This is a genomic window from Saccharothrix coeruleofusca (genome assembly GCF_017876325.1).
Taxonomy (GTDB): domain Bacteria; phylum Actinomycetota; class Actinomycetes; order Mycobacteriales; family Pseudonocardiaceae; genus Actinosynnema; species Actinosynnema coeruleofuscum.
Window position 1 is genome coordinate 1,890,827 of record NZ_JAGINV010000001.1, and the last position, 22,951, is coordinate 1,913,777.

The following is a 22,951-nucleotide window of genomic DNA, read 5'->3' on the forward strand; positions in this document are numbered from 1 at the left end:
CTACCGGCTCCGGTCCACCGACAGGTCCGCGACCTCGGCGAGTATCGCGGTGTGCTCGTTGGGCGGCAGGTCGGCCAGGCAGGACTTCGCGGCCACCACCTCCGCCTCGGCGTGCTCCACCGCCCGCTTCAGCGCACCGGTGTCGTCGAGCACCTCCCGCAGCTGCGCGAACGCCTCCTGCGCGGGCAGCCCGCCGCTGAGCGCGTCCACCAGCCGCGCGCGCTGCTCCGGCGCGCCCATCTCGTGCGCCAGCAGCACCGGGTAGGTGGGCCGCAGGTTGCGCAGGTCGCTCAGCGCGGACTTGCCGGTGGTCGCCGGGTCGGACAGGTAGGGCAGCAGGTCGTCGTAGATCTGGAAGGCCAGGCCCAGGTGCTCGGCGTAGCGGCTCGCGACGTCGACCGCGGCCGGTCCGGCCCCGCCGAGCAGCGCGCCCGCCCGGCAGGCGCCGCGGAACAGCGCCCCGGTCTTGAGCGCCATCACCGTCAGGTACTGCGCCAGCGGGCGCGTCGGATCGGCGGCCATCCTGCTCTCCAGCACCTGGCCGCGGCAGACGTCCACCCCGGCGTCGGAGATCGCGCGCACCGCCTCCAGCGCCGCCGTCGCCCGCACACCGCGCTCGACGCAGGCGGCCACCGAGCCGAACGTGCGCATCATCAGCGCGTCGCCGGTGGCGATGGCGTCGGGCACGCCGTAGCGGTGCTGCACCGACGGCCTGCCCCGGCGGGTCTCGTCGCCATCGATGATGTCGTCGTGCACCAGCGACCCGACGTGCAGGTACTCCACCGCGAGCGCGGCGGGCAGGACCCGCTCCACGTCACCCCCCACCGCACCCGCCGCGGCGGCGAGCAGCAGCGGGCGCAGCATCTTGCCCGGCGTGAGCAGCGCGTAGCGGGAGATGTCGAGCACCGGGTCGGTGTGCTCGGGCCACTCGTCGCGCAGGGCTTCGCGCAGTCGGGCCACCAGCGCCCTGGCGCCGGAGGACAGGCCCTTGCGCGTGTACTCCGCCACCAGGGCGATCACCGCGTCGTTGGCCTCCCGCGTCCCCACGGTCACCCGCACGCCCAGCCCGCCCATCTCGCGGACCGCGACGCCGTGCCGGGCCAGGAACTCCACCAGCGGGGGACCGTCGGCCCCCAGCGGCAGCCACAGGTAGTTGCCCGCGCTCGGCGGCACCGTCAGCCCGCAGTCCACCAGCGCCGCGCGCAGCCGGTCGCGCTCCGCGCGGACCGCCTCGCACTGCGCGCGCATCTGCTCCTCGGCGGCCAGCGCGGCGGTGGCCGCGGCCTGCGCGACGGTGCTGACGCGGAAGAACGCCGCGGTGGTGCGCAGCGGCTCGACCACGGACGCCGCGGCCACCAGGTAGCCCACGCGCAGGCCGAGCAGCCCGTGCGACTTGGAGAACGTGCGGACCACCACGACGCGGGGGTCGTGGCGGTAGAGGGCCAGCGCGTCGGCCACGTCGCAGGGGTCGGTGAACTCGCGGTACGCCTCGTCCACGACCAGCAGCACTTCCGGCGGCAGCACCTCGAGGAACCGCTCCACCTCGGCGTGCCCCAGCACCGACCCGGTGGGGTTGTTCGGGTTGCACAGCAGGACCGCCCTGGTGCGCGACGTGACCGCGGCGGCCATCGCGTCCAGGTCCGCGGCGTAGCCGTCGGCCAGGGGCACGGCCACCGGCGTGGCGCCGCTGTTGCGCACCAGCAGGCCGTACCCCTCGAACGACGGCGAGGCGTGCACGACCTCGGTGCCCGCCCCGGCGATGCCGTGGAACAGCTGCTGGAGCACGGCGCTGGACCCGGCGCCGACCAGCACGTCGGAAGCGGGCACCGCGAGGTGGTCCGCCAACGCGGCGGTGAGCCCGTCGGAGAGCGCGTCCAGGGTCAGGTGGGCGCGGTCGGCGGCGTCGATCACCGCTTCCCGGACTCCGGGCAGCGGTGGGGCGAAGTTCTCGTTGAGGGAAAGCTGGTGGACGATGTTCGGCACGCTGGGTCCCCGTTCACCGGTCGAGCCCGTCGTAAACGTTAAAACTGCTCCGAACAACCCTTACCGAATTCCCCGTCAGTTGGGAAGGGGCGTAAGGGCAGGTCGGCCCGGCGGTCCGGCAACCCCCGCGACATGTCGCCTGGTAGTGCGTTTACCTGCGGACAACGTCCTGTCTCGGGGGTGTAACGGGTGGCGTGCTAATGCAGGCGGTACACGTTGGCGCATTCGGCGCAGCGCACATCAGGACGATTGGCGCTGTACGTCTCGGATCGTTTCCGGGTCGAACGTTGACGCTGTTAATGAATACTGTGAAGCATTTCTTCTCGCGGGAAATGGCGACGTGGTGTAGGGCGCGGTCACGCGGGCAGGTCCGCGGTGATGTGCGGGGAGAGCGCGCGGAGGAAGTCGGGCGCGTCGAAGATCTCGCCCGCGGAGACGACGCCGACCGCCTTGGTGCGCCCGGTGAGCACGCGGTCGACCGCCTCCACCACGAGCGGCGCGGTGACGGCGTAGATGTCACGCCCCCTCGCCACGGCGCGCCGCTCCCGACCGCCGGAGCGCACGACGACGTCGACGAGGAAGGTCTGCTCGGACCGCCCGAGTTCGTCGACGGGGGTGGGCGCGGGCGTGTCCGGGGCGGACAGCTCCCTGGCCGCCTCGACCGCCATGTAGGTGCGCACCTCGGGGATGGGCAGGTGGCTGGGCACGGTGACCACGTCGGCCATGCTGAACTCCCCGATGACGGTGCGGGGCCCCATCGGCTCGGGGAAGGGCCACACCAGGGTCGGCGGGTCGTCGTGGCGGTACTCCAGGCCGCCGTTGGTGTAGCGGACACGCCTGCCGCCCCGCCGCTGCCGGGAGACCGCGCCCGCGGCGCGCGTCCCGGCGGTGGGGTGCCACCCGCTCAGCCCGTACGCGACGTGCGCCTCGTCGGCCTCCGCCCAGTCGCCCATCGCGGCGGTGGCCAGCAGGTCGCCCAGACCGCCGAAGAACGCCATCGCGGGCACGACCACCGCCCCCTCGGCGCGGGCGCGCTCCGCGAAACGCGCGAACGTGTCGGCGTTGGCCTCGATCTCGGCCGCCACGTCCAGGTAGGGGATGCCCGCGCGCAGCGCCGCCTCGACCACGGGCGCGGCCGTCGTGGCGAAGGGGCCCGCGCAGTTGACCACCGCCGCCACACCCGCCAGCGCGCGGTCGAGCGAAGCCGGGTCTTCCACCGACGCCGGGCGGACCTCCAGTCCGGACTCGGACGCCATCGCCGCCAGCGCGCCGGCGTCGCGCCCGGACAGCACGGGGACGTACCCGCGCTCCCGCAGTTGTGCCACCACGAAGCGCCCGGTGTGCCCGTAAGCGCCGTACACCGCCACCGCGAGCCCTGATGCCATGGTCTTCTCCCCAGTTCGAACGATTCGTCGCGGTGATCCGCTGTGATCATCCTGACTGGACTCGGCGCTCGTCACGAGTGTCCGGAACGCCATGATCCGTACACTTCCGGACATGCACCCGGACGCGCACGCAGTCGCCCTGGCCGTCACCGGCGGGATGCTCCACTTCGAGCTGTCCCTGGCGCACGAGGTGTTCGGGGCGCGGCCCGCGACCGTGCCCGGCCCCTGGTACGACCTCGTGGTCTGCGGTCAGGGCGACCTGCGGCTGGACAGGTTCCGGCTGGAGCCCGACCACGGCCTGGACCACCTCCCGCGCGCCCGCACCGTGATCGTCCCCGGCTGGGCCGACGTCGACGTGGACCCGCCCGCCGACCTGGTCGACGCGGTGCGCGCGGCCCACGAGGCGGGCGCCCGCGTGGCCTCCCTGTGCACGGGCGCGTTCGTACTGGCCGCCGCGGGCCTGCTGGACGGGAAGCGGGCGACGACGCACTGGGCGCACACCGAGGCCCTGGCCGCCCGCTACCCGCGCGTGGAGGTGGACCCCGACGTGCTGTACGTGGACAGCGGCAGCGTGCTCACCTCGGCGGGCAAGGCCGCGGCCATGGACCTGTGCCTGCACCTCGTCCGGCTCGACCGCGGGTCCGCGGTGGCCAACGCGGTCGCCCGCCGCCTGGTCGTGCCACCGCACCGGGACGGCGGACAGGCCCAGTTCGTCACCACCCCGGTGCCCTCGGCGGACGACCACCCGCTGGCCGGGTTGCTCTCCTGGGTGCTTGCCCGGCTGGACCGCCCGCTGACCGTGGCGGACCTGGCCCGCCAGGCCCGGATGAGCCCGCGCCACCTCGGCCGCCACTTCCGCTCGGTGACCGGCACCACCCCGCTGCGGTGGCTGCTCACCCAGCGGGTCCGCCACGCCCAGGAACTGCTGGAGACCACCGACGACAGCGTGGACGCCATCGCGGAGGCCACCGGTATGGGCACCGCGACGACGTTGCGCAGGCACTTCAACCGCACGGTCGGCGTGCCCCCGGACACCTACCGCCGCACCTTCCGCTCGCGGATCGGCCCCGGCGGCGCTCAGATCACCGCGGTCTCCTCGGTGACCAGCACCCGCACCGAGGCCAGGTCGATGAACCTGCCCTCGTCCGGGCTCACCCGCTCCCGGTAGTTCTCGGAGGCGAAGAAGGCGTCGTGGTCCGCCCAGTTCTCGAACCAGATCTCGGTCAGGCCGTCGTAGGCGGGAGCGGGGTAGGCCGCCGCCGGGACGGGGTGGGAAACGGTGTACTTCCGCACGTACCGCCGTGCTTCCGGAATGGAGGTGAACAGCGGGGCGTGCCGATTCCGGTGGTGGTCGACGAACTCCTCGAAGGACATCCCGTCGACGCGGTTGATCAGGAAGGCGAACTTGATCACGTGCTTCTCCTCTGCGTCGCGCCTGCCGGGAACCTAAACGCTCACATCGATGTGAAGAGCAAGTCGCTGTGACCGGGTGCACAAGGGGTGGGAATGAGGATCGGTGAGCTGTCCGCGCGCACGGGGGTGAGCCGCCGACTGCTGCGCTACTACGAGGAGCAGGGCCTGCTGGCCAGCACGAGATCGCCCAGCGGCCAGCGGTGCTACGACGAGGAGCACGTTCAGCGGGTGGGGATGATCCGGACGTTCCTGGCCGCCGGGATGCCCAGCAGGACCATCGCCCGGATGGTTCCCTGCATGGCGGAACCCAACGCGGACCGGGCCCGGCTCGCCCTTGCCGCCATGGACCGGGAACGGGCGCGACTTTCCGCCGCGATCGACGACCTGGCCGCCGCCAGGGCGACGCTCGACCACCTGATCGAGGTCAACCGAGCCTTCCTGGCGAACGCGGGAGAAGGCGGGCAGGAGGCGGAAGTCGCGAGTCGAACGCGCAGGACCCCTGAGTTCACCACCCGGGTCTCCCCACACGGCCATGGAGCGGGCGTCCGAGACGCCGGGTAGCGGTTACCGGCCCGCACGAGAGCCTCGGGTAGTACTTGCCGACGCATGGTGGGGGTGGCGGTTCGGCTACCGGATGGGCAACACGCCGAACTCGCCCGCCCGCCGGACGTGCCGCTGCGCGGGCGGTGAGCCGCATCGGGGAGGTTCAGTAGCCTCCGCCGTGTGACCAACGATTCCCGCGGTGCCGGTGTCGCCGGGGTGAGCACGCGATCGGTGCTCGTCGTCCTGTTCGACGGCGTGCAACCCCTGGACGTGGCGGGCCCCTTGGACGTGTTCTCGGTGGCGGCGCGCTTCGCCGGCACCGAGGAGGCACCTCCCTACGTCGTCCGCACGGCTTCGCTCGGCGGCGGGGCGGTCCGATCCGCCGGCGGGCTGCGGCTGGTCCCCGATTTCGACCTGACCGGTGTCGAAGACCCCGACCTGCTCCTGGTGCCGGGTGGGCCGGGCGTGGAGCACGCCGACGCCGGGCTCGTGACGTGGCTGCGCGAGCGCGCTCCCGGCCTGAAGCGAGTGGTGTCGGTGTGCACCGGGGCGTTCCTCCTGGCCGAGGCCGGACTGCTCGACGGCCGCCGGGCGACGACCCACTGGGAGGCATGCGCTTACCTCGCGGGCATGTACCCGCGGGTGCGGGTGGACTCGACGCCCATCTTCGTCCGGGACGGCCCGATCGCCACGTCGGCGGGCGTCACCGCGGGGGTGGACCTCGCCATCGCCCTGGTCGAGGAGGACTTCGGTCGCGCGGTGGCGCACGAGATCGCCAGGCTCCTGGTGGTCTTCATGCGCAGGCCCGGAAACCAGGCGCAGTTCAGCGTGCAGCTCTCGGCCCAGGTCGCCCGCTCGGACCCGCTCCGCGAAGTCCAGGACTGGGCCGCCGCGAACCCCGCGGCCGACCTGTCGGTCCCCGCGATGGCGCAACGCGCGGGCCTGTCCACCCGCCAGTTCGCCCGCGCGTTCACCGAGCAGGTCGGGGTGACCCCCGGACGCTACGTGGACCTCCTCCGCCTGGAGGCGGCGCAGCGCATGCTGACCGACACCCGTGACGGGGTGATCCGCATCGCGCGCCGCTGCGGGTACGGGACTCCGGAGGCGATGCGTCGCGCCTTCCTGCGCGAACTCGACATCTCGCCCACGGAATACCGCCGCGTGTTCGCCAACTCCTCGTCGGTCGGCTCCGATCCCCGACAGCCGCGAGTACCGCGCATCTCGGTCCGGCGCTGACCCACCTTGCCGCCCCCACAACGTCTCACCCGGCCCCGCTCTCACCACCTCGGGTAGTAGTTACCGGCCCTCCCACCCCGTCGGGTAGTACTTGCCGACGCAGTGGGGGACAGGGGCGCCTCCCCAGCCCCACCGGATGGCAGATTTTTTGGTCTGCACGGCACAGGGGGTGCACCCGACCGCCCCTACGCTTGCGATCAGGCGGGGCGCGCTCGCCGAAGTCCTGACGTCGGACCTGGTGCACGCGGTGTTCAGGGTGCGCGCCATGCCCGACACCCACCCGACGATTACCCAGCTCGACGACGAACGTCATCGAGCGCCGAAAAATCGGAGAGGCGCCGACATGCTGGCAGCCATCGTGCTCTACCCCGGGTTCACCTCGTTGGATGTCATCGGCCCCTACGAGATCCTCGGCCGCCTCCCGGACGCGGAAGTCGTCTTCGTCGCCGAGGAGCCGGCCCTGGTCCGCAACGACCTGGGCAGCCTGGCGGTCAACGTCGTGGCGACCCTCGCCGATGTGACCGAACCCGACGTGGTGCTCGTCGGCGGGGGTCCGGGACAGATGAACCAGATGTTCAACGGCAGGTTGCACGAGTGGCTGCGGACGGTGGACAAGACCAGTGCGTGGACGACCTCCAGCTGCACCGGGGCCCTCATTCTCGCCGCCGCGGGCGTCCTGCGCGGCCGCCGGGCGACCACCCACTGGGCCGTACTCGACCTGCTCGCCGAATTCGGTGTCACACCGTCGAAGGAGCGGGTCGTCATCGACGGCCACTACGCGACCGCGGCGGGCGTGTCCGCGGGCATCGACATGGCGCTGACCCTGGCCGGCCTGATCGCGGGCGACGACGTCGCCCGGGAAGTCCAGCTCCTCGTCGAGTACGCGCCGGAACCGCCGTACGACGCGGGCTCCCCGGACTCAGCTCCGGCGGCCGTCGTCGAGAAGGTGATGAAAGCGCTGTCGGCGTGACGTCCGCCCGACCACTGGGAGCAGTCGGCGCGGAGTGGTCCAACCACGCGCCACCGGCCTCACCCCACGCTGATCCAAGCGGTGGCAGCACGTCCCCACGGCGTCGCGCGACGCCGTGGGGAGGTAATCCCGTTCAGCTGATGCGGCGGCGGGTCCAATGCAGGGCGAACCAGGCCAGCAGGGCGGCCAAAACCAGGTAGAAAGCGCTTTCCGCCCCCTGCAGAGCCCAGAAGCGGCTGTTCGGGTGGTGGCTGACGAGCTGCTGGTACCCCTCGGCGTTGAGGCGGTCGAAGCACTCGTCCCGCCTCTTCACGGACTCCTCCGCCGTCTCCGGAGTCCTCCGCGCGCCCAGGTTGTCCGTGGAGACGTCGGGGAACACGCAGCCCCCGAACCAGGCCGGGAACTGCACGGGGTTGCCCGCCCGGTCCACGGTCTGCTGCTCCAGGACCCAGGAGTGGGTGGGGTCCGGCACCCGCAGCTGGTACGGGGACTCGCTGCCCGCGTAGTGGAAGAGCGAGGTGCCGGAGGCGAAGTGGTGGGTCTCCCGCACGGGCGGGATCAGGTTGGGGCGGACCAGGTTCAGGGTCATCACCTGGAAGGCGGTGAAGACCACGAGGGTGACCGCGATGGCCGGGACCGTGCGGCGCAGCAGGGCGCTCGCGGTGATGCCGAGGGCGAAGGCGAAGACGGCGTAGGCGAGGGGCACCACGCCCCTGGCGCCGAAGACCATGGGAGCGATCGGCAGGCCCGCGGGGCCGTTCTCGGTGGCGATGGTGTCGATGGGGCTCGACCACCACATGACGAGCACGCTGAGCAGCCCCATGGCGACCACCGCGGCCAGAGCGCCGATGCCCATCTTGTTGAGCAACCAGCGGGTGCGCGTGACGCTCTGGTTCCACACCAACCGGTGGGTGCCGTTCTCCACCTCGCGGCTGATCATCGGCGCGCCCCAGAACGCGCCGATGATGGCGGGGAGGAGGTAGAGGGCGATGATCGCCATGTAGTAGTAGGTGCTGTAGTCGGGGGTGAGCCCAGGGGGCTCCGGCGAGGCGATCGGCCTGCCGACGACCACCAGCACGGCGGCGACGACGGTGAGCAGCGCGGCCACCGAGATGGCGGAAAGGCGGAACTGGCGCAGGGTCAACCAGGTCACCGGAGGACCTCCAGGGCGGGGCGCGGCGTCGCGGCGTCGGGCGATTCCAAGTAGGCCAGGACGAGGTCTTCGAGCCCGACCTTGCCCACCGTCCAGGCGGGGTCGATGATCGGCGACTCCGCGCGCACCAGCAGCGTGGTCTGCCGGTCGGTGTGGCTGGCCGTGATGACGTGCTGGTCGGCGGGCAGGGTCGCGGGATCGCGCCGCGGCCCGGTGAGCCGGTGGTGAGCGGCGAGCAGGTCCTCGATGTCCCCGGCGAGGACCACGCGCGAGGAGACCAGGGTGATCAGGTAGTCGCAGACCCGCTCGACGTCGGTGACCAGGTGGGAGGAGAGCACCACGCTGACGCCCTGCTCGGCGACGGTCTCCATCAGGTCCTGGAGGAACCCGCGCCGGGCCAGCGGGTCGAGCGCGGCGACCGGTTCGTCCAGCAGCAGCAGTTCGGGGCGCTTGGCGATGCCGATGGTCAGCGCGAGCTGGGCCCGCTGGCCGCCGGAGAGCTGCCCGGCCCGTTTCTTGGGGTCCAGGCCCAGCCGCTCGACGCGCTTCCGCGCCAGGGCGGCGTCCCAGCGGGGGTTGAGCGCGGCGCCCAGGCGCAGGTGCTCGGCGATGGTCAGGCCGGGGTAGGTGGGGGTGTCCTGGGCGACGAAACCGACCTTGGCCAGCTGGTCCGGCCCGCTGCCCGGCTTCCCGCCGCACACCTCGATCTCGCCCGTGGTGGGGGTGTTCATCCCGGCCGCCAGGCTGAGCAGGGTGGACTTGCCCGCGCCGTTGGGGCCGACCAGGCCGACCACCCGGCCCGCCGGGATGTCCAGCGCGCAGTCCGACAGCGCCCACTGCTGCCGGTACCTCTTGCCCAGTCCCCTGGCTCGTAGTACTGCGGTCACGCTATGTCCTCCGTCGTCGTCTCCCGAAAGGTGTCCGCGATCAGCGCGGTGATGCCCTCGTCATCCAGCCCGGCCAGCCGGGCTTTGGCGATCCAGCGCCGCAGGTCGCGGCGCAGCGGGCTGAGCACCGCTGGCGTCACGCCGGGCAGGGTCGCCGAGACGAAGGTGCCGACGCCGGGGCGGGCGGAGACCAGCCCCGTGTTCTCCAGTTCGCGGTACGCCTTGAGCACCGTGTTCGGGTTGATCGCCAGCTGTGCGGCGACGTCCTTGACCTTCGGCATCTGGTCGCCTTCGCGCAGCAGTCCGAGCCGCAGGGCGTGGCGGACCTGTTGGACGATCTGCTGGTACGGCGACAGGCCGGACCCGCTGTCCAGGTAGAACTCGATCACGCCTTCCTCCATTTAACTAGCTACCTAGCACTATAGACATATGGATGTGCGGTGGACAACGCCGTCGTCCGCGGTTCCGCTGTGGGGTTGGTTCCCGCAGAATGCAATAGCAACCTAACGAGAGACTATTGACCGTTTTGCTATAGCATCACTACGGTGACTTCGGCGCGTCGCGACGAGGCGGCCCGCGACTCTCCGGAGGACTTGCCATGACCACAGCGGACACCGGTGTCCCCATCAAGGGGCACCGAGGACGCCGCATCACCTTCTTCGTGGCTCTCGCGGTGTTCGCCCAGGAGTCGACGTGGAACTTCTACGAGGCGCAGGTCCCGCCGCTGCTGGCCCAGCACGTCGCCAACGCGGCGCTGATCGGCCTGATGATGGGGATGGACAACGCGCTGGGCGTGTTCATCCAGCCCTGGATGGGCAACCGCTCGGACAACACGCGCACCCGCTGGGGCAGGCGGATTCCCTACCTGGCCGTGGGGATGCCGCTGGCCGCGGTCCTGTTCGCCACGATCCCGCTCGCCTCGTCCCTGCCCGCGCTGGTCGTGCTGATGTTCTCCTACGCCTTGGTGGCCAACAGCTTCAAACCGATCGGGGAGGCGCTGCTGCCGGACTTCATCCGGCCCGCGCGCCGCAGCCGCGCCAACGCCGCGGTGAAGATCGCCTCCAGCCTCACCGTCATCGTGTCGGCGCTGATCAGCGTCCTGCTCGTGGACAGCCACCCGGAGCTGGCGTTCTCGGTGCCGTCGGCGCTGATGCTCGTCGCGGCCGCCGTGCTGGTGCTGCGGGTGCGCGACAGCACCTCGCCCGCCTACCAGGCGGCGGTGGCCGAGGAGCGGCAGGCCCCGCCGGGAGCCCGGAGCGGAACGCGGCTGCGCGAGGTGGTGCTCGACATCCTCCGCGACCGCGACCGCAGCAGGCTGCTGGTGGTCCTCGCGGTCCTGCTGTTCGGCGGCGCGTGGGCGGCTTCGCGCTCGCTGATGACCAACTACGGCATGGAGGTGCTCGGGCTGTCCAGGGGTAGCGCGGGTGGGCTGACGCTGCCCAGCGGTGTGGCGTTCCTGCTCGCGGCCTACCCGCTGGCGCTGCTGTCGGAGCGGTTGGGGCGGCTGCGGGTGATGGCGGCGGGCATGGCGCTGCTCGTGGTGGCCCTGACTGCCGCGACCGCGGTGCAGACGGCCGCCGTGACCGTGGCGGCGTTGTGCGTCACGGCGGTCGGCGGCGCGGCCTTCGTCATCAACGGCGCGGTGGTCCTGTGGAACCTCGCCCCCTCGTCGAAGGTGCTCGGCGCCTACACCGGGCTCTACACGGTCGGCTGGGCGACCGGCGGGTCACTCGGCCCCGCGGCGGTCGGCGCGATGGTCGACCTCAACGGCTGGCGCTTCATGCTGGTCGACGCCGCGCTGCTGGCGGTGCTCGCGATCGCGGTCGTGCTGCGCATCGACGCCATTCAGCGCCGTGCCTCGGCGCAGCGCCGCACTGTGAGCGAGGGGACATGAGCGAAATCCTGATCACGACGGACTACTCCCGTCCCGGTGACGAGGCCGACGCGCTCCTCACCCGCGCCGGGCATCGGACCCGCTACGTCGTCGGCGCCCGCGGCGACGACCTCGTGGCGGCACTGCGCGGCACGACCGGGGCGATCGTGGCGAACGACCCGCTGACCGCCGAAGTGCTCCAACAGGCCACCACGCTGCGGGCGGTCGTGCGCTCGGGTGTCGGGTACGACTCGGTGGACGTCGCCGCCGCCACCCGGCTCGGCATCCGCGTCAGCAACCTGCCGGGGATCAACAGCAACGCCGTCGCCGAGTACACGATGGGCCTGCTGCTGGTCGCCGCGCGCGGGCTGGTCACCTCGGCGGTGGGGGTGCGGGCGGGCTCGTGGCCCCGGCGCAGCGGTCACGAGCTGCGCGGCGCGACGCTCGGCCTGGTCGGTTACGGCCCCTCGGCCCGAGCGGTGGCACGACTCGCGCGGGCGTTCGGGATGCGGTTGCTGTGCACCACGAACCACCCCGACCGGTCCGAAGTGGACATCGAGTTCGTCGCGCTGCCCCACCTGCTGCGCGAGTCGGACTACGTGTCGCTGCACACCGCGCTGACGCCCCGCACGCGCCACCTGCTCGACGCCGACGCGCTCGCCCTGATGAAACCGGAGGCCGTCCTGGTCAACACCGCGCGCGGCCAGATCGTCGACGAGCTCGCGCTCGCCGACGCGGTGCGCGGCGGCCGGATCGCCGGAGCCGTCCTGGACGTGGTCGGGACGGAGCCGCTGCCCCCGGACAGCCCGCTGCGCGGGATGGAGGGCATCACCGTCTACCCACACATGGCCGGGCAGACCGCCGAATCCCGCCGGGCGGCGGCGCTCGGCGCGGCCCGCGAACTGCTCGCCGCGCTGCGCGGCGAACCACGCACGCCGGTCAACCACCCCACCAACGGAGAAACCCCATGACCACCTACCGCATCGCCGTGATCCCCGGCGACGGGATCGGGAACGAGGTGATCCCGCCCGCGCTCAAGGCGCTGGACGCACTGGGCCGACGCGGCGGGTTCTCCCTCGCCTACGACGAGTTCGACTGGTCCTGCGCGCGCTACGAGGCGACCGGCGCGATGATGCCGCCCGACGGGCTGGACCACATCACCGGGCACGACGCGATCCTGCTGGGCGCCGTCGGCAGTCCGGGGGTTCCCGACCACGTGTCGCTGTGGGGCCTGCTCATCCCGATCCGCCGGGGGTTCCGGCAGTACGTCAACCTGCGCCCCGTCAAGGTGGTGCCCGGCCTGCCCAGCCCGCTGCGGCTGTCGTCCCCGGTGGACCTGGTCGTGGTCCGCGAGAACGTCGAGGGGGAGTACAGCGAGATCGGCGGCAGGCTCAACCGCGGCTTCCCCGAGGAGATGGCCGTGCAGGAAGCCGTGTTCACCCGCGCCGGGGTCACCCGCGTGGTCGACTACGCCTTCGAGTTGGCCCGCACCAGGGGCGGCCACGTGACCTCGGCGACCAAGTCCAACGGGATCGTGCACACCATGCCGTTCTGGGACGAGGTCGTACGGGAGCGGGCCGCCCGGTTCCCCGGCGTCGGGTGGCGGCAGGAGCACATCGACGCCCTGGCGGCCAAGCTCGTCCTGCGGCCGGGGGACTTCGACGTGATCGTCGGGTCGAACCTGTTCGGCGACGTCCTCAGCGACCTCGCCGCCGCGATCGCGGGCGGCATCGGCGTCGCCCCCGCGGCGAACCTCAACCCGGAGCGGCGGTTCCCGTCGATGTTCGAACCCGTGCACGGGTCCGCGCCCGACATCGCGGGCAAGGGCGTCGCGAACCCGCTCGGCTCGCTGTGGTCCGCGGCGATGATGCTGGACCACCTCGGCGAGGCCGAGGCGTCGGCCGCGCTGCGGCACGCCATCGAGGCGGTGCTCGCCGAGGGCTCGGTCCGCACGCCCGACCTCGGCGGCACCGCCTCGACCACCGAGTTCGCCGACGCCGTCGTCGCGGCACTGCCGAGCCCCGCCCCCGCAGCCCGAAGCAACGCTAGGAGCGACCAATGAACGACGACTCGGTGCGGATTCTGGTGCCCGCGGGCATGATCGGCGCGGGTTTCAGCCAGGAGACGGTCGATCGCGGACTCGCGCTGGGCGCCGACGTCATCGCCGTCGACGGCGGCTCGACCGACTCCGGCCCCTACTACCTCGGTTCCGGCATGCCGAAGACCACCGCCGCGGCCGTGTCGCGGGACTTGCGCATCCTGCTGCGCGCGGCGGCGCAGGCGGGCATCCCGCTGATCGTGGGGTCGTGCGGCACCAGCGGCGCCGACAGCGGTGTGGACTGGGTCGCGGACCTGACCGCCGCGATCCTGGCCGAGGAAGGGCTGGACCTCACCGTCGCCACCATCTACAGCGAGCAGGACCCCGGCTACCTCAAGCGGCGGCTCGCCGAGGGGGCTGTGCACCCGCTGCCGCCGCTGGGCCCGCTGACCGAGGAGACCATCGACGGCTGCGCCCGCGTCGTCGGGATGATGGGGCACGAGCCCATCGAGGCCGCGCTGCGCGCGGGCGCCGACGTGGTGCTGGCCGGGCGCGCCACCGACACCGCCGTCGCCGCCGCGCTGCCCCTGATGAGGGGGATGCCGCCGGGACCGACCTGGCACGCGGCGAAGATCGTCGAGTGCGGCGGGCAGTGCACCACCAACCCGCGCGCGGGCGGCGTGTTCGCGGTGGTCGACCGGACCGGGTTCACCATCGAACCGCTGGACCCCGAGGCGGCGTGCACCCCGACCTCGGTGGCCGCGCACATGCTGTACGAGACCGCGGACCCGTACCGGATGCGGGAGCCCGCGGGCACCCTCGACGTCAGCAACGCCACCTACCGCGCGATCGACCACCGCGTCGTCCGCGTGGAGGGGTCGGTGTTCGAACCCGCCGAGCAGCACACCGTCAAGCTCGAAGGCGCCCGCGTCACCGGCTACGAGACGATGTCTTTCACCGCCATCCGCGACCCGCACATCCTCGCCAACATCGAGCAGTGGGCGGCGCTGCTGGGGAAGGTGCTGGTGGACCGGGTCGGCCAGACGCTCGGGCTGACCGAGGGCGAGTACGACTTCGACATCCGCCTCTACGGCCACAACGCGATCCTCGGCGACCTCGACCCCGCCACCCACCCCGCCCGAGAGGTCGGGGTGATGCTCCTGGTGCACGCGGCCGACCAGACCACCGCGACCGCCGTCGCGAAGATCGCCAACCCGCTCATGCTCCACCTGCCCACACCGGACATGCCCTACCTGCCCAGCCTGGCCTTCGCCACCTCGCCCGCGGAGACCGAGCGCGGCCCGGTGTACGAGTTCGTCCTCAACCACGTCGTGGACTCCCAGACCCCCACCTCGATGTTCCGCACCACCATCCGGAAAGGCGGACTGCGATGACCGCGACGCTGCAGGACCTCGCCATCGAGGTCCGCTCGAAGAACGCGGGGCCGTTCTGGGTCACCATGGAGCTGTTCATGCGCGACGAGGCCGGGTACGCGGTGGTCGCGGACGAGGCGTTCATCAACGAGCGGCTGATCGAGCAGCTCTACGACGTGCCCGCCGCCGACGTGCGGATCTTCCGCATCCCGTCGCTCAACGTCGTCAAGATCTCCTACCCGCGCCCGGTCCCCCAGGGCGGCTTGAGGGACCGCGACATCCACGCCGGGCAGCACCACGTGCCGCTGGCGGTGCTCGCCGTGCCCGAGAACAACTGCTGAGCGGTGTCCAAACGGGCACACCGCCGCGCTTTCCGGGCAGTTGATGTGGAACTGCTGCCCGTTCGGGCGGTTCACTTGCCCGGTGAGGAATTCCGCGCGCAGGGCAGCTGAGCAGGTACCAGTCGTGCTCCCCGGCGCGTCCGGTGTCCCCGCCGTCCCCGCCCGGCGGGGACCCGTCCGCGCCGGCGTCACCCGGCTCACCCTCTCCCGCACCGCTTCGGTGCGGGAGAGGGTGTTCGTGGACGCCCCGGCGGTCGGCGATCTCGCCGCTCCGGCTGCTGCCCGTCCGCGCGATATGGCCTGCGATATCGCAGAGGTGCGCGGTTCCCGCGGCAGTCCTCAGCACGCTCGTGCCTGCGGTGGCGCGACCTCCTCCGTGCGCCTGTGAACGGCCCGCGTCCATTCCGCGTGATCACCACGCGAGGACGCCCACCGCGCGGTGACGATTGCAGGCCGTCGAATCCGCGATCTCCGCGGGGCGGCCGTGCGGTTTTCGAAGCGGCCGAGGCCGCGGTGACCGTTCCGGGTGGTGCGCGAGCGCTCGACGCGGCGGACACCCGAGTTACTCTCAAGTATTGTGTGCTGTGTGGTCACCTTACGTGGTAGCGTTGTCACGAAAAGTGCTTGCGGAGCACGGGGGAGGTGAGCGGGATATCACGTTCCCCCCCGTTCCCAGGTTGACCGGCCACCTCGGACCACGGAAGGTGCAATCTGTGCCCACGCGTTTTCCTGCTGAACGCGGTCGATTTCCTCACCTGTGCTCGACGCCTTGGTCGCGAGTGTTCCGGAGGCCGGGGCGGGTCATTGTTCACGACTACCGCCGTCGGGTCGCTCGCCATTGACCCCGCGGAGGACCCGCCGCCTCCCCGCGCCGGGCCGCCTGAGCGGCTTCCGGTAGCAGAATCCATCTGACCTGGGTGGACCCGCCGTCACGCCCCCGTTTGCTGATCACCGTCGTTGACCGACCCGGTCCCGTGCCAGGGGCCTGACCCACATGGTGCATCACATGACTGCGGTAGACGAAGTTTTGTCGTGGAAATCGATGACGGCCGAACGGCAGGCCGCCCCGGTCGGGCGCAAGAATCTGCTGTACCGGGTGTCGGACGAGTGGCTCGCCATCATCACCCCCTTGTCCGGGGCGTGTCAGGTGGAGTGCTGGGACGGAAGTTGCTGGCAGCACAGCACGGTGATGCAGGGCGAGGTGTGCCGGATCGCGCCGGGCAGTCTGGTCCGGGTCCGCCGGGTGCCGCCGAGGAATTTACCCTTCGAACTCGGATACGTTCGACTCCCCACCGGGATTTTCGAGCGATTCGCACGAACGGGCTGCGCGGACGCTGTCCAGGAAATCTTAGCGCTGAACGCCCTGCGATCGCTGGACACCCACTTGGCGTCGGTGTTGTCCGCACTGGTCCGGGCGAAGGAGAACGGGGCGGGCGATTACTACGCCTACAGCGCGTCGTTGTACTTGGTGACCTGCCTGATCTCGCCGCACACCGCCGAACCGCAGAGCGCCGGGGGGCTCAGCCCGGCCCAGTTGCTGACGGTCGTCGACTACATGAAGGACAACCTGCAGGAGAACATCACGCTCGACCAGCTGGCCGGGTCCGCCGGGGTCAGCCGGTACCACTTCCTGCGCCAGTTCTCCGAGTCCACGGGCGAGACACCGCTGCAGTACCTGACGCGGATGCGGGTCAGCACCGCGCGGCACCTGCTCGCGGTGGACGCCGAACCGATCTCCCAGGTCGGCAGGCGATGCGGCTTCCAGACCCCGGAGAACTTCGCCAGGGTCTTCCGCAAGTGGGTCGGGTGCTCGCCCTCGCAGTACCGGAAGCGGGCACAGGAGAACGCGGGCGACTGAGAGCGCGGGAGCGTCAGGAGCCCGATTCGACACGCCGATCCGCGCGACCTCCCGGTGCGGCGCTGGAGCGGCACCCTCAGATGAAGGTGCCGCTCCACGGTTCCGAACCGGTGGCGAAGAGCCGGTCGGCCGCTTCCAGCGCACGCGGTTCGTGCACGCGCAGAGCCCCGGCCGCCGCCAGCGCCGATGGCTTGACCACGCCGAGGTAGGCGGCGGACCACGCCGCCACGGGACCGGAGATCTGCGCGGAGGCCCGCGTGCCGCCGACCTCCTCACCGCTGACGTGGTAGCAGCCGGAGTTGGTGGGCAGCAGCGCGTCCTCCACCCCGATCACGACGCTGTCGCAACCGCCGAAGTGGCGGGCGCGGAGCGCGGAGCCGACATCGGTCAGGCGCAACCACGTCTCGTCGTGGACCGCGCTGGTCCGGCACACCCTGGGATCGGTGAACAACCACTCCACCGGCTCGTCGAGCGGTCGCAGCCGGACGCGCACCTCGTCCACGAGCTCCACCCCCAGCAGGGCACGCCACAGCCCCGCCCACGCCTGCGACGAGCGGTAGTGCATGTCGTCCACCTGCAGCACGACCCGCGCCGCCGCGGTCTCCGCCGCGACGCGGCGCACGACGTAGCGGGCGAACCCGTCCTCACCCGTCGGGCCTCTGTGGACGATCACCCTGCCGAACAGCCCAGCGCAGGCGAGTTCGTACCCGTACAACGCCTCGTACCACGGCGGTCTGCTCACCGTTCCCGACCTCCCTCGGGTCTCCTCGTACAGCTGGGGGAGGCGTTGGACGAGCTCGCGCGGGCTCGACGCGCACGTGTGGTGGCTCGCGGGCACGTGGGGGGACAGGCGAGCGCGGTGCCGGTCGATCACCAGGTCCCGGCCGCGGGTCCCCACGGCGAAGCCGAAACGCCCGTAGATGCCCCCTTCGCTCGCCCGGAGCATCGCGAGCGGGGCCTGGGCGCTTCGCAGCGCCGCCGTCATCAGCGAGGTCCCCACGCCCCGCCGCGTGTGACCGCTGCGGACCGCGAAGCGGTGGTGGAGGACCACAGGCACCCGTGCACCACCGGGGACGACGACGTCGCCGAGCACGCTCTGGTGCATACCGACCAGTCGGCCGCCGCTGAACGCGCCACGCACGCCGGAAGGCTCCAAAGAGTCCCGCAGCACCGACCAGTCGGCGTCGGTGGCGGGCGGTTGGTGGTGACTGTCCCGGAAGAGGTCCAGGGCCGCTCTGTGCTCATGGGGTTCGAGGAGGCGGGTGGTCACCCGCGCCTGCGGGCCTCCGGGGTCACTCATGGACCGCTCGCAGTGCCCTGGTGCTCGTGGTGTGCAGAGCCAGCGCCGCCAGCGGCACGGCGAACGCGGGCAGGACGACTTGGACGGGGAGGAAGGTCAACAGGACTCCGGCGCAGGAGGACCCACCCGCGGCGACCAGGCGGGGCGCTGTCTGGAAGATGGTCTGCACCCGGCCCAGCAGGTGCGCGGGCGTTTCCCGCAGGATCGTCGTGTTCGTGATGACCGCGACGATGGAGGCGGCCAGGCACGCGATCCCCAGCAGGAGCGCGCTCCAAGGCATTCCGGCCTGCGCCGCCACGGCCGCGGCCGTGGCGGCGGTGGTCCACACCGACAGGACCACCGGTTCACGGGAACGCGCCCACCGCATGACCGGCACGGCCAAAGCGCTGCCCAGCGCGTTGCCCGCGCCGGAGGCCGCCATGATCACCCCCGCGCCCATCGCGTTGCCCTCGGCGGACGAGGTGACCACGAGCACCAGGACCAGACCGTTGAAGCTGAAGTCGGTGACGCAGATGTTCAGCGCCATGTAGCGCAGGAAGGGGTGGCCGCGCAGGAAGCGCCAGCCCGCGCCGAGGTCCCGCCACCCAAACCCCGGTTTGCCCGCTGGTGTGCGGGCCCCGGTGCGCAGCGTGCACACGCAGAGCGCCGAGAGGAGGAACGAAAGCGCGTCCACGGCGAAGGGGAGCGCGGTCGAGTCGTCGTAGAGCGCCGCACCGCCCACCGGTCCCAGGATGCCGACGACCGCGGTCCGCCCCTGGTTCAGGGCGAGGGCCGCGGGCAGTTGCCCGGCTTCGACGGACGCGCGCAAGGCGGCCCCGGTGGCGGACAGGAAGGGGACGCTCAACGCGCTGTTGGCCACCGTGACGGCGAGCACCAGGGCGAAGGTGAGCCGATCGCCCGCGATCGCGGCGGCCAGCAGGGCCAGCGCGGTGGCGCGGAGCAGGTCGCAGGCGACCATCACCGCCCGCCAGCCCGTCCTGTCCACGAGCAGGCCGGTCCACGGCATCACGAGCAGCAGCGTCGCGGCCCCGACGAAGCTCACCAGCCCGACCGCGGCCGGACTGTGGAAGGAGTCCAGGATCAGCAGCGGCAGCGAGACGAACGACGCCAGCGTGCCGATGAGCGACAGCGTGTGGGAGATCCACAGCCGTTGGTAGACGTGGTTGTGGCGCAGGCTCACTACCGCCACGGCAACTCCTCCGATCCGGGTGCCGCTCCCCGGTGGTGCGTGCGCCACCGCCGGGGAGCGGCCGTGCCCGCTACGCCCCGATCAAGCCGGTGCAGTGGAGGCTGATGACGCTCGGCAGTTCCAGTTCGGCGTCGACCGCCTGCGCGGGCAGCTCCTGCAGTTCGAGAACGTTGTTCATCTGCTCTCCTGACGTAGCTGGTCGTTCAGCTGGTACCGGGAACACCCGGCAGCCGCCGGAGTGGCCGCGGTGGCGTGCCCCCTCGCGGCGGGCGCGCGATCGCGCGCCCGCCGGGCGGAGGTCGTCACTCCGCGATGAAGCCGGTGCAGTGGTTGCTGAAGGTGCTGCTCAGCTCCAGCTCGGCGGCGGCGTCGACCGCCGGGGTGGGCAGCTCCTGCAGTTCGAGAACGGTGTTCATCTGATCTTCCTCCCTGTTTCGTCTTCTCTGGTCGTTTCCAGGGGCCGTCCCGGGAGTTCCGGTGGCGTCAGCGCGACCGTGGCGGTGTGCCTTCGAGGCGCACCGGTCCCAGGCCCGCCGGTTCGCGGAACGGCCGTCACAGCTCCACGAGGTGGGTGCACTCCAGGCTGATCGTGCTCGTCAGCTCCAGCTCGGGGACGACGTCCATCGCGGGGGTGGGCAGCTCCTGCAGCTCGAGGATGGGGTTCACGTGTTCCTCCTGCTCCTGTTCATCTCCGGGACCCCTTGTCCCGGACGTCTGGGCAGCCGTCAGCGCGGCTGCGCCGCGGTCAGCGGCAGACCGGTCGATTCGCGCCAGGTCGCGGTGCCCCCCGCCGGGTGGGCCGCGGGCTGTGCCGCACGGGCGCTGCTGTGCAGCGCCAGCAGGACGCCCGCGGTGCCGCTGGCCAGGTCCATCGACAAGCGCAACAAGCGGTGACCGGGGAAAGCCACGGTCCTGCCCGCGCCGGGGCCGCCGTCGCGGGGCACGGCGTGCCAGGCCAGTCGCCGGACGTGGCTTGCGAGGGCGTCCGTCGACCCCGGCGACGCGGCGTGCGCGGCCATCGTCATCATCAGTCCGGCCCGGCCCATGAGCAGCCCCGGTTCGATGGTGAAGGGGACCTCGCAGGCGCGGAGAATCCCGGTCCGCCACGCCGCGAGGCGCTCGTCGGGCACGTGCCGCAGGTAGAGGTCGATCGCCTCCACCAGCCCGCCGCTGCCGATGCCCAGGTACGGCATCAGCCGGGCGCCCTGGGCCATGACGACCTCTCCGCTGTCGCGGAGGCGGCAGCGCTCGAGGTCGATCTCCAGCGCGCGCAGCGCCACGTCCAGGTACGCGTCGTCCCGCGTGTCCTGATGACGGCGGAGGAAGAACAGGGCCGCACCCGTGAAGCCGTGCATCAGCCCGCTCCTCGCGTCGTCCTCGGAGGCCCTGGCGTCCCCGTCGAGGGCCGACACGGTGCCCGCGAGCCGGTCGGTGACCGCGTCCAGCGCGCTGCGCCAGTGGGGGTCCCCGGTGGCCACGGCCATGTAGCGCAGTGCCAGGGCGATGCCCGCCAGCCCGTCGTAGAGGGCAGGGGAGGTGACGGCCCGCGCCGCCGGGGCCGCCCTGTCCAGGGCTTCGCACGCTTCCCGCTCGTGCCCCAGACCGTGCAGGACGAGGGCGGCGCCGTGCAACCCGTCCCACAACCCCGCGCGGGCCGGCACGCGGCGGGTCGCCGACGAGAGCCACGCCACGTGGGACCGGTCAACGGGTTGGCCGGTCGAGTGCAGCGCGTACAGCACTCCCGCCGCGCCGTGCGCCAGGGTGTACCCACCGTCCTCCAGCGCCTTGGGGTCGCCGGGGAACAGGCGATCCGCCCGCCGGGGTGTGGCGGAGGCCGCGATGGCGCGGGTCATGGAGTCCAGCAGGGCCCGCATCCCCGCCCCGCCGGGGTTCCGCGCCGCGGCGGCGAACTCGCCGCCGTGCCGAGGCCCGGCGGCCTCCCGTGCCGAGGCCGGGCGCAGCCGCTCGACCAGCGCTGCCGTCATCAGGTGGCGAACCGGGAACAGCTCGGCCACCGCTTCGGGCAGCTCCTGCGCCTTGCCCGCGTCCAGGTCCAGCATCTGCGTCAACGGCAGGAAGGCCGCCACGCGCAGGCAGTCGAGCGCGTAGGTGTCCCGCGACCTGCCGGACTGGGCGTGCTTGGCGACGAATCCGGGACAGGCGATCGTCGGTTCCGGGTCCACCCCCGGTCGGTAGGCCACTTCGAAGTCCACCAGCGCGATGCGGCCGTCGGGGCGCACCAGCACGTTGCGCGGGTGCAGATCGCCGTACACGTAACCGCGGTCGTGGATGGCGGAAATGGCGTGCTCGATTCGGTCGAGGATGTCCGACACGGTGCGCGCGTAAGCTGCGAAGTCGTCCGGACCGGAAGCGCCGCGGACCGCCGGATTGCGAGTGGCGAGGAAGTCCCACAGCGTCTGCCCTTCAATGTGCTCCTGTGCCAGGAAGTGGTGTTCCCAGCACACGAAAGTACCTTTGAAGGTGGGCACGAAGTCGAGATCGCCGAGTTCCCGCAGCGTCTCCGCTTCGCGCTGCAAACGCGCCACGGCGTCGTCGCCCGCGCCGTCCAACCCGGCGAGGGGGCGGGCTTCGCGGAGCACGACGGGTTCGCCCGTGACCGGATCGGCGGCCAGGTAGATTCCACCTCCGTTCGAGAAGTGGAGCGCTTTCCTGGTGACGTAGGGCATGACCGCCGGGGTGGCGGTGGCCGCGTGCTGCTGCTCGGCCAGGAAATCCGGCAGCTCCACCCACGACGGGGGGCGGAAGGAAGGCCCGCGGACGTCCGGGACAAAATTGCCGTCCGGTCCGCGCAGCGCGAGCACCCGGCGTCCCCGCTCATCGACCGTGTGCATTTTCTTGAATGCGCCGTAGCGCACGTAGAGAGGGCCCTCGCGCCAGCGCAGGTCGCTGAGCACGTATGGTCCTCTCCGACCCTCCAGGGCGATGTCCAGCTCGTCGAGCGCGCAGCGCAGCGCCGCCCGCGTAGCGGGGTAGATGGTGATCAGCTTCCCGCTGCTGCCCCTGGGGGCGTACTTGCCGTTCATGCGCAGGTGCGTCCGCGGGTCGGTCAGCACCTTGAACGGGGTGCGGTGCGCGAAGCAGTGCTTGGCCACGATGTCGATCGTCTCCTCGGCGTCCGCCGCGGTGACCGAGACGTGCACTTTCCAGCCTTGCTCCGCCAACTCGGCGCCCACTGGCTGGAAGAAGGTCCAGGAGCCCTCGTTCGCCTTCCGCCAGTCGTCGGGCTCGTCGCGCTCGACGAGAGCGAAGCGGGCCGCCTCGCCGGATCCGGGGTGATCGTAGAAATCTTGGCCTGCTTGGCAGTACCAGACGTAGTCTTCCATTTGCGCACCACACCTGTCGCGTTGCCGTGGACGTGGCACCCGGAACCGCTCGTGGTGCGGTCCGG

At 71.7% G+C, this 22,951-nt stretch carries 21 protein-coding genes; 10 read left to right on the forward strand and 11 right to left on the reverse strand.

The features are described from left to right. A complete protein-coding gene (locus JOF41_RS36790) occupies nt 1-1,983 on the reverse strand; it encodes an aminotransferase class I/II-fold pyridoxal phosphate-dependent enzyme (RefSeq protein ID WP_229796256.1) in 1,983 nt (660 codons plus the stop codon). Between the two features lie 356 nt (nt 1,984-2,339). Further along, complete coding sequence (locus JOF41_RS08875; protein WP_189226844.1) at nt 2,340-3,368, reverse strand: saccharopine dehydrogenase family protein; 1,029 nt, start codon at nt 3,366-3,368, stop codon at nt 2,340-2,342. Between the two features lie 91 nt (nt 3,369-3,459). Here JOF41_RS08875 and JOF41_RS08880 point away from each other — a divergent pair, with 91 nt between their 5' ends. After that, nucleotides 3,460-4,536, forward strand: a complete 1,077-nt coding sequence (locus JOF41_RS08880) for a helix-turn-helix domain-containing protein (RefSeq protein ID WP_209617671.1) — start codon at nt 3,460-3,462, stop codon at nt 4,534-4,536. On the opposite strand, the gene JOF41_RS08885 is transcribed toward JOF41_RS08880, so the two are convergent. Next, nucleotides 4,446-4,781 (reverse strand): EthD domain-containing protein, encoded by a 336-nt coding sequence (locus JOF41_RS08885; RefSeq protein ID WP_189226842.1) that lies wholly within the window; start codon nt 4,779-4,781, stop codon nt 4,446-4,448. The genes JOF41_RS08880 and JOF41_RS08885 overlap by 91 nt on opposite strands. 93 nt (nt 4,782-4,874) lie before the next feature. Between JOF41_RS08885 and JOF41_RS08890 the strand changes: the two genes are divergently transcribed. The 3 genes from JOF41_RS08890 to JOF41_RS08900 all read left to right on the forward strand — a co-directional run bounded on the left by JOF41_RS08890 (nt 4,875) and on the right by JOF41_RS08900 (nt 7,530). Beyond that, nucleotides 4,875-5,342: a MerR family transcriptional regulator gene (locus JOF41_RS08890; RefSeq protein ID WP_209617673.1), complete on the forward strand. Its 468-nt coding sequence runs from the start codon at nt 4,875-4,877 to the stop codon at nt 5,340-5,342. Nucleotides 5,343-5,540: 198 nt separating this feature from the next. After that, entirely contained in the window at nt 5,541-6,560 is a 1,020-nt protein-coding gene (locus JOF41_RS38175; protein ID WP_209624094.1) for a GlxA family transcriptional regulator, read from the forward strand. A gap of 136 nt (nt 6,561-6,696) precedes the next feature. Beyond that, a complete protein-coding gene (locus JOF41_RS08900) occupies nt 6,697-7,530 on the forward strand; it encodes a DJ-1/PfpI family protein (protein WP_229796254.1) in 834 nt (277 codons plus the stop codon). A gap of 133 nt (nt 7,531-7,663) precedes the next feature. Here JOF41_RS08900 and JOF41_RS08905 read toward each other — a convergent pair whose 3' ends face one another. From JOF41_RS08905 to JOF41_RS08915, 3 genes are read right to left on the reverse strand one after another with little or no spacing between them, the layout of a single operon-like run. Next, nucleotides 7,664-8,683 carry an ABC transporter permease gene (locus JOF41_RS08905; protein ID WP_209617675.1) on the reverse strand — a complete coding sequence of 340 codons (1,020 nt, stop codon included), beginning with the start codon at nt 8,681-8,683 and terminating at the stop codon, nt 7,664-7,666. Next, entirely contained in the window at nt 8,680-9,570 is an 891-nt protein-coding gene (locus JOF41_RS08910) for an ABC transporter ATP-binding protein (RefSeq protein WP_189226838.1), read from the reverse strand. Before JOF41_RS08910 ends, JOF41_RS08905 begins: the two co-directional genes overlap by 4 nt. Next, nucleotides 9,567-9,959 carry a GntR family transcriptional regulator gene (locus JOF41_RS08915; RefSeq protein ID WP_209617677.1) on the reverse strand — a complete coding sequence of 131 codons (393 nt, stop codon included), beginning with the start codon at nt 9,957-9,959 and terminating at the stop codon, nt 9,567-9,569. The genes JOF41_RS08910 and JOF41_RS08915 overlap by 4 nt, the downstream gene beginning before the upstream one ends. Before the next feature lie 209 nt (nt 9,960-10,168). Between JOF41_RS08915 and JOF41_RS08920 the strand changes: the two genes are divergently transcribed. The 6 genes from JOF41_RS08920 to JOF41_RS08945 all read left to right on the forward strand — a co-directional run bounded on the left by JOF41_RS08920 (nt 10,169) and on the right by JOF41_RS08945 (nt 17,053). Next, nucleotides 10,169-11,464 carry an MFS transporter gene (locus JOF41_RS08920; protein ID WP_209617680.1) on the forward strand — a complete coding sequence of 432 codons (1,296 nt, stop codon included), beginning with the start codon at nt 10,169-10,171 and terminating at the stop codon, nt 11,462-11,464. After that, on the forward strand, nt 11,461-12,414 hold the full coding sequence (locus JOF41_RS08925) for an NAD(P)-dependent oxidoreductase (RefSeq protein WP_209617683.1): 954 nt from the start codon (nt 11,461-11,463) through the stop codon (nt 12,412-12,414). The genes JOF41_RS08920 and JOF41_RS08925 overlap by 4 nt, the downstream gene beginning before the upstream one ends. Continuing rightward, a complete protein-coding gene (locus JOF41_RS08930) occupies nt 12,411-13,505 on the forward strand; it encodes a tartrate dehydrogenase (RefSeq protein ID WP_209617686.1) in 1,095 nt (364 codons plus the stop codon). The genes JOF41_RS08925 and JOF41_RS08930 overlap by 4 nt, the downstream gene beginning before the upstream one ends. Then, entirely contained in the window at nt 13,502-14,875 is a 1,374-nt protein-coding gene (locus JOF41_RS08935) for an acyclic terpene utilization AtuA family protein (RefSeq protein WP_209617690.1), read from the forward strand. Before JOF41_RS08930 ends, JOF41_RS08935 begins: the two co-directional genes overlap by 4 nt. Next, nucleotides 14,872-15,195: a DUF4387 domain-containing protein gene (locus JOF41_RS08940; RefSeq protein ID WP_209617693.1), complete on the forward strand. Its 324-nt coding sequence runs from the start codon at nt 14,872-14,874 to the stop codon at nt 15,193-15,195. The genes JOF41_RS08935 and JOF41_RS08940 overlap by 4 nt, the downstream gene beginning before the upstream one ends. A 1,006-nt stretch (nt 15,196-16,201) precedes the next feature. Then, nucleotides 16,202-17,053, forward strand: a complete 852-nt coding sequence (locus tag JOF41_RS08945) for an AraC family transcriptional regulator (protein ID WP_209617697.1) — start codon at nt 16,202-16,204, stop codon at nt 17,051-17,053. Nucleotides 17,054-17,129: 76 nt separating this feature from the next. On the opposite strand, the gene JOF41_RS08950 is transcribed toward JOF41_RS08945, so the two are convergent. From JOF41_RS08950 to lanKC, 5 genes are all read right to left on the reverse strand, one after another. Next, nucleotides 17,130-18,353: a GNAT family N-acetyltransferase gene (locus JOF41_RS08950; protein WP_209617699.1), complete on the reverse strand. Its 1,224-nt coding sequence runs from the start codon at nt 18,351-18,353 to the stop codon at nt 17,130-17,132. Then, the gene (locus JOF41_RS08955) at nt 18,346-19,542 is read right to left on the reverse strand and encodes an MFS transporter (protein ID WP_209617701.1); all 1,197 of its coding nucleotides are present in this window, start codon (nt 19,540-19,542) and stop codon (nt 18,346-18,348) included. The genes JOF41_RS08950 and JOF41_RS08955 overlap by 8 nt, the downstream gene beginning before the upstream one ends. Nucleotides 19,543-19,612: 70 nt before the next feature. Then, nucleotides 19,613-19,720: a class III lanthipeptide gene (locus tag JOF41_RS08960; protein ID WP_189226828.1), complete on the reverse strand. Its 108-nt coding sequence runs from the start codon at nt 19,718-19,720 to the stop codon at nt 19,613-19,615. 124 nt (nt 19,721-19,844) lie between these two features. Further along, a complete protein-coding gene (locus JOF41_RS08965) occupies nt 19,845-19,958 on the reverse strand; it encodes a class III lanthipeptide (protein WP_189226827.1) in 114 nt (37 codons plus the stop codon). Between the two features lie 309 nt (nt 19,959-20,267). Beyond that, complete coding sequence (gene lanKC, locus JOF41_RS08970; protein ID WP_209617703.1) at nt 20,268-22,886, reverse strand: class III lanthionine synthetase LanKC; 2,619 nt, start codon at nt 22,884-22,886, stop codon at nt 20,268-20,270. Between the last annotated feature and the right edge of the window lie 65 nt (nt 22,887-22,951).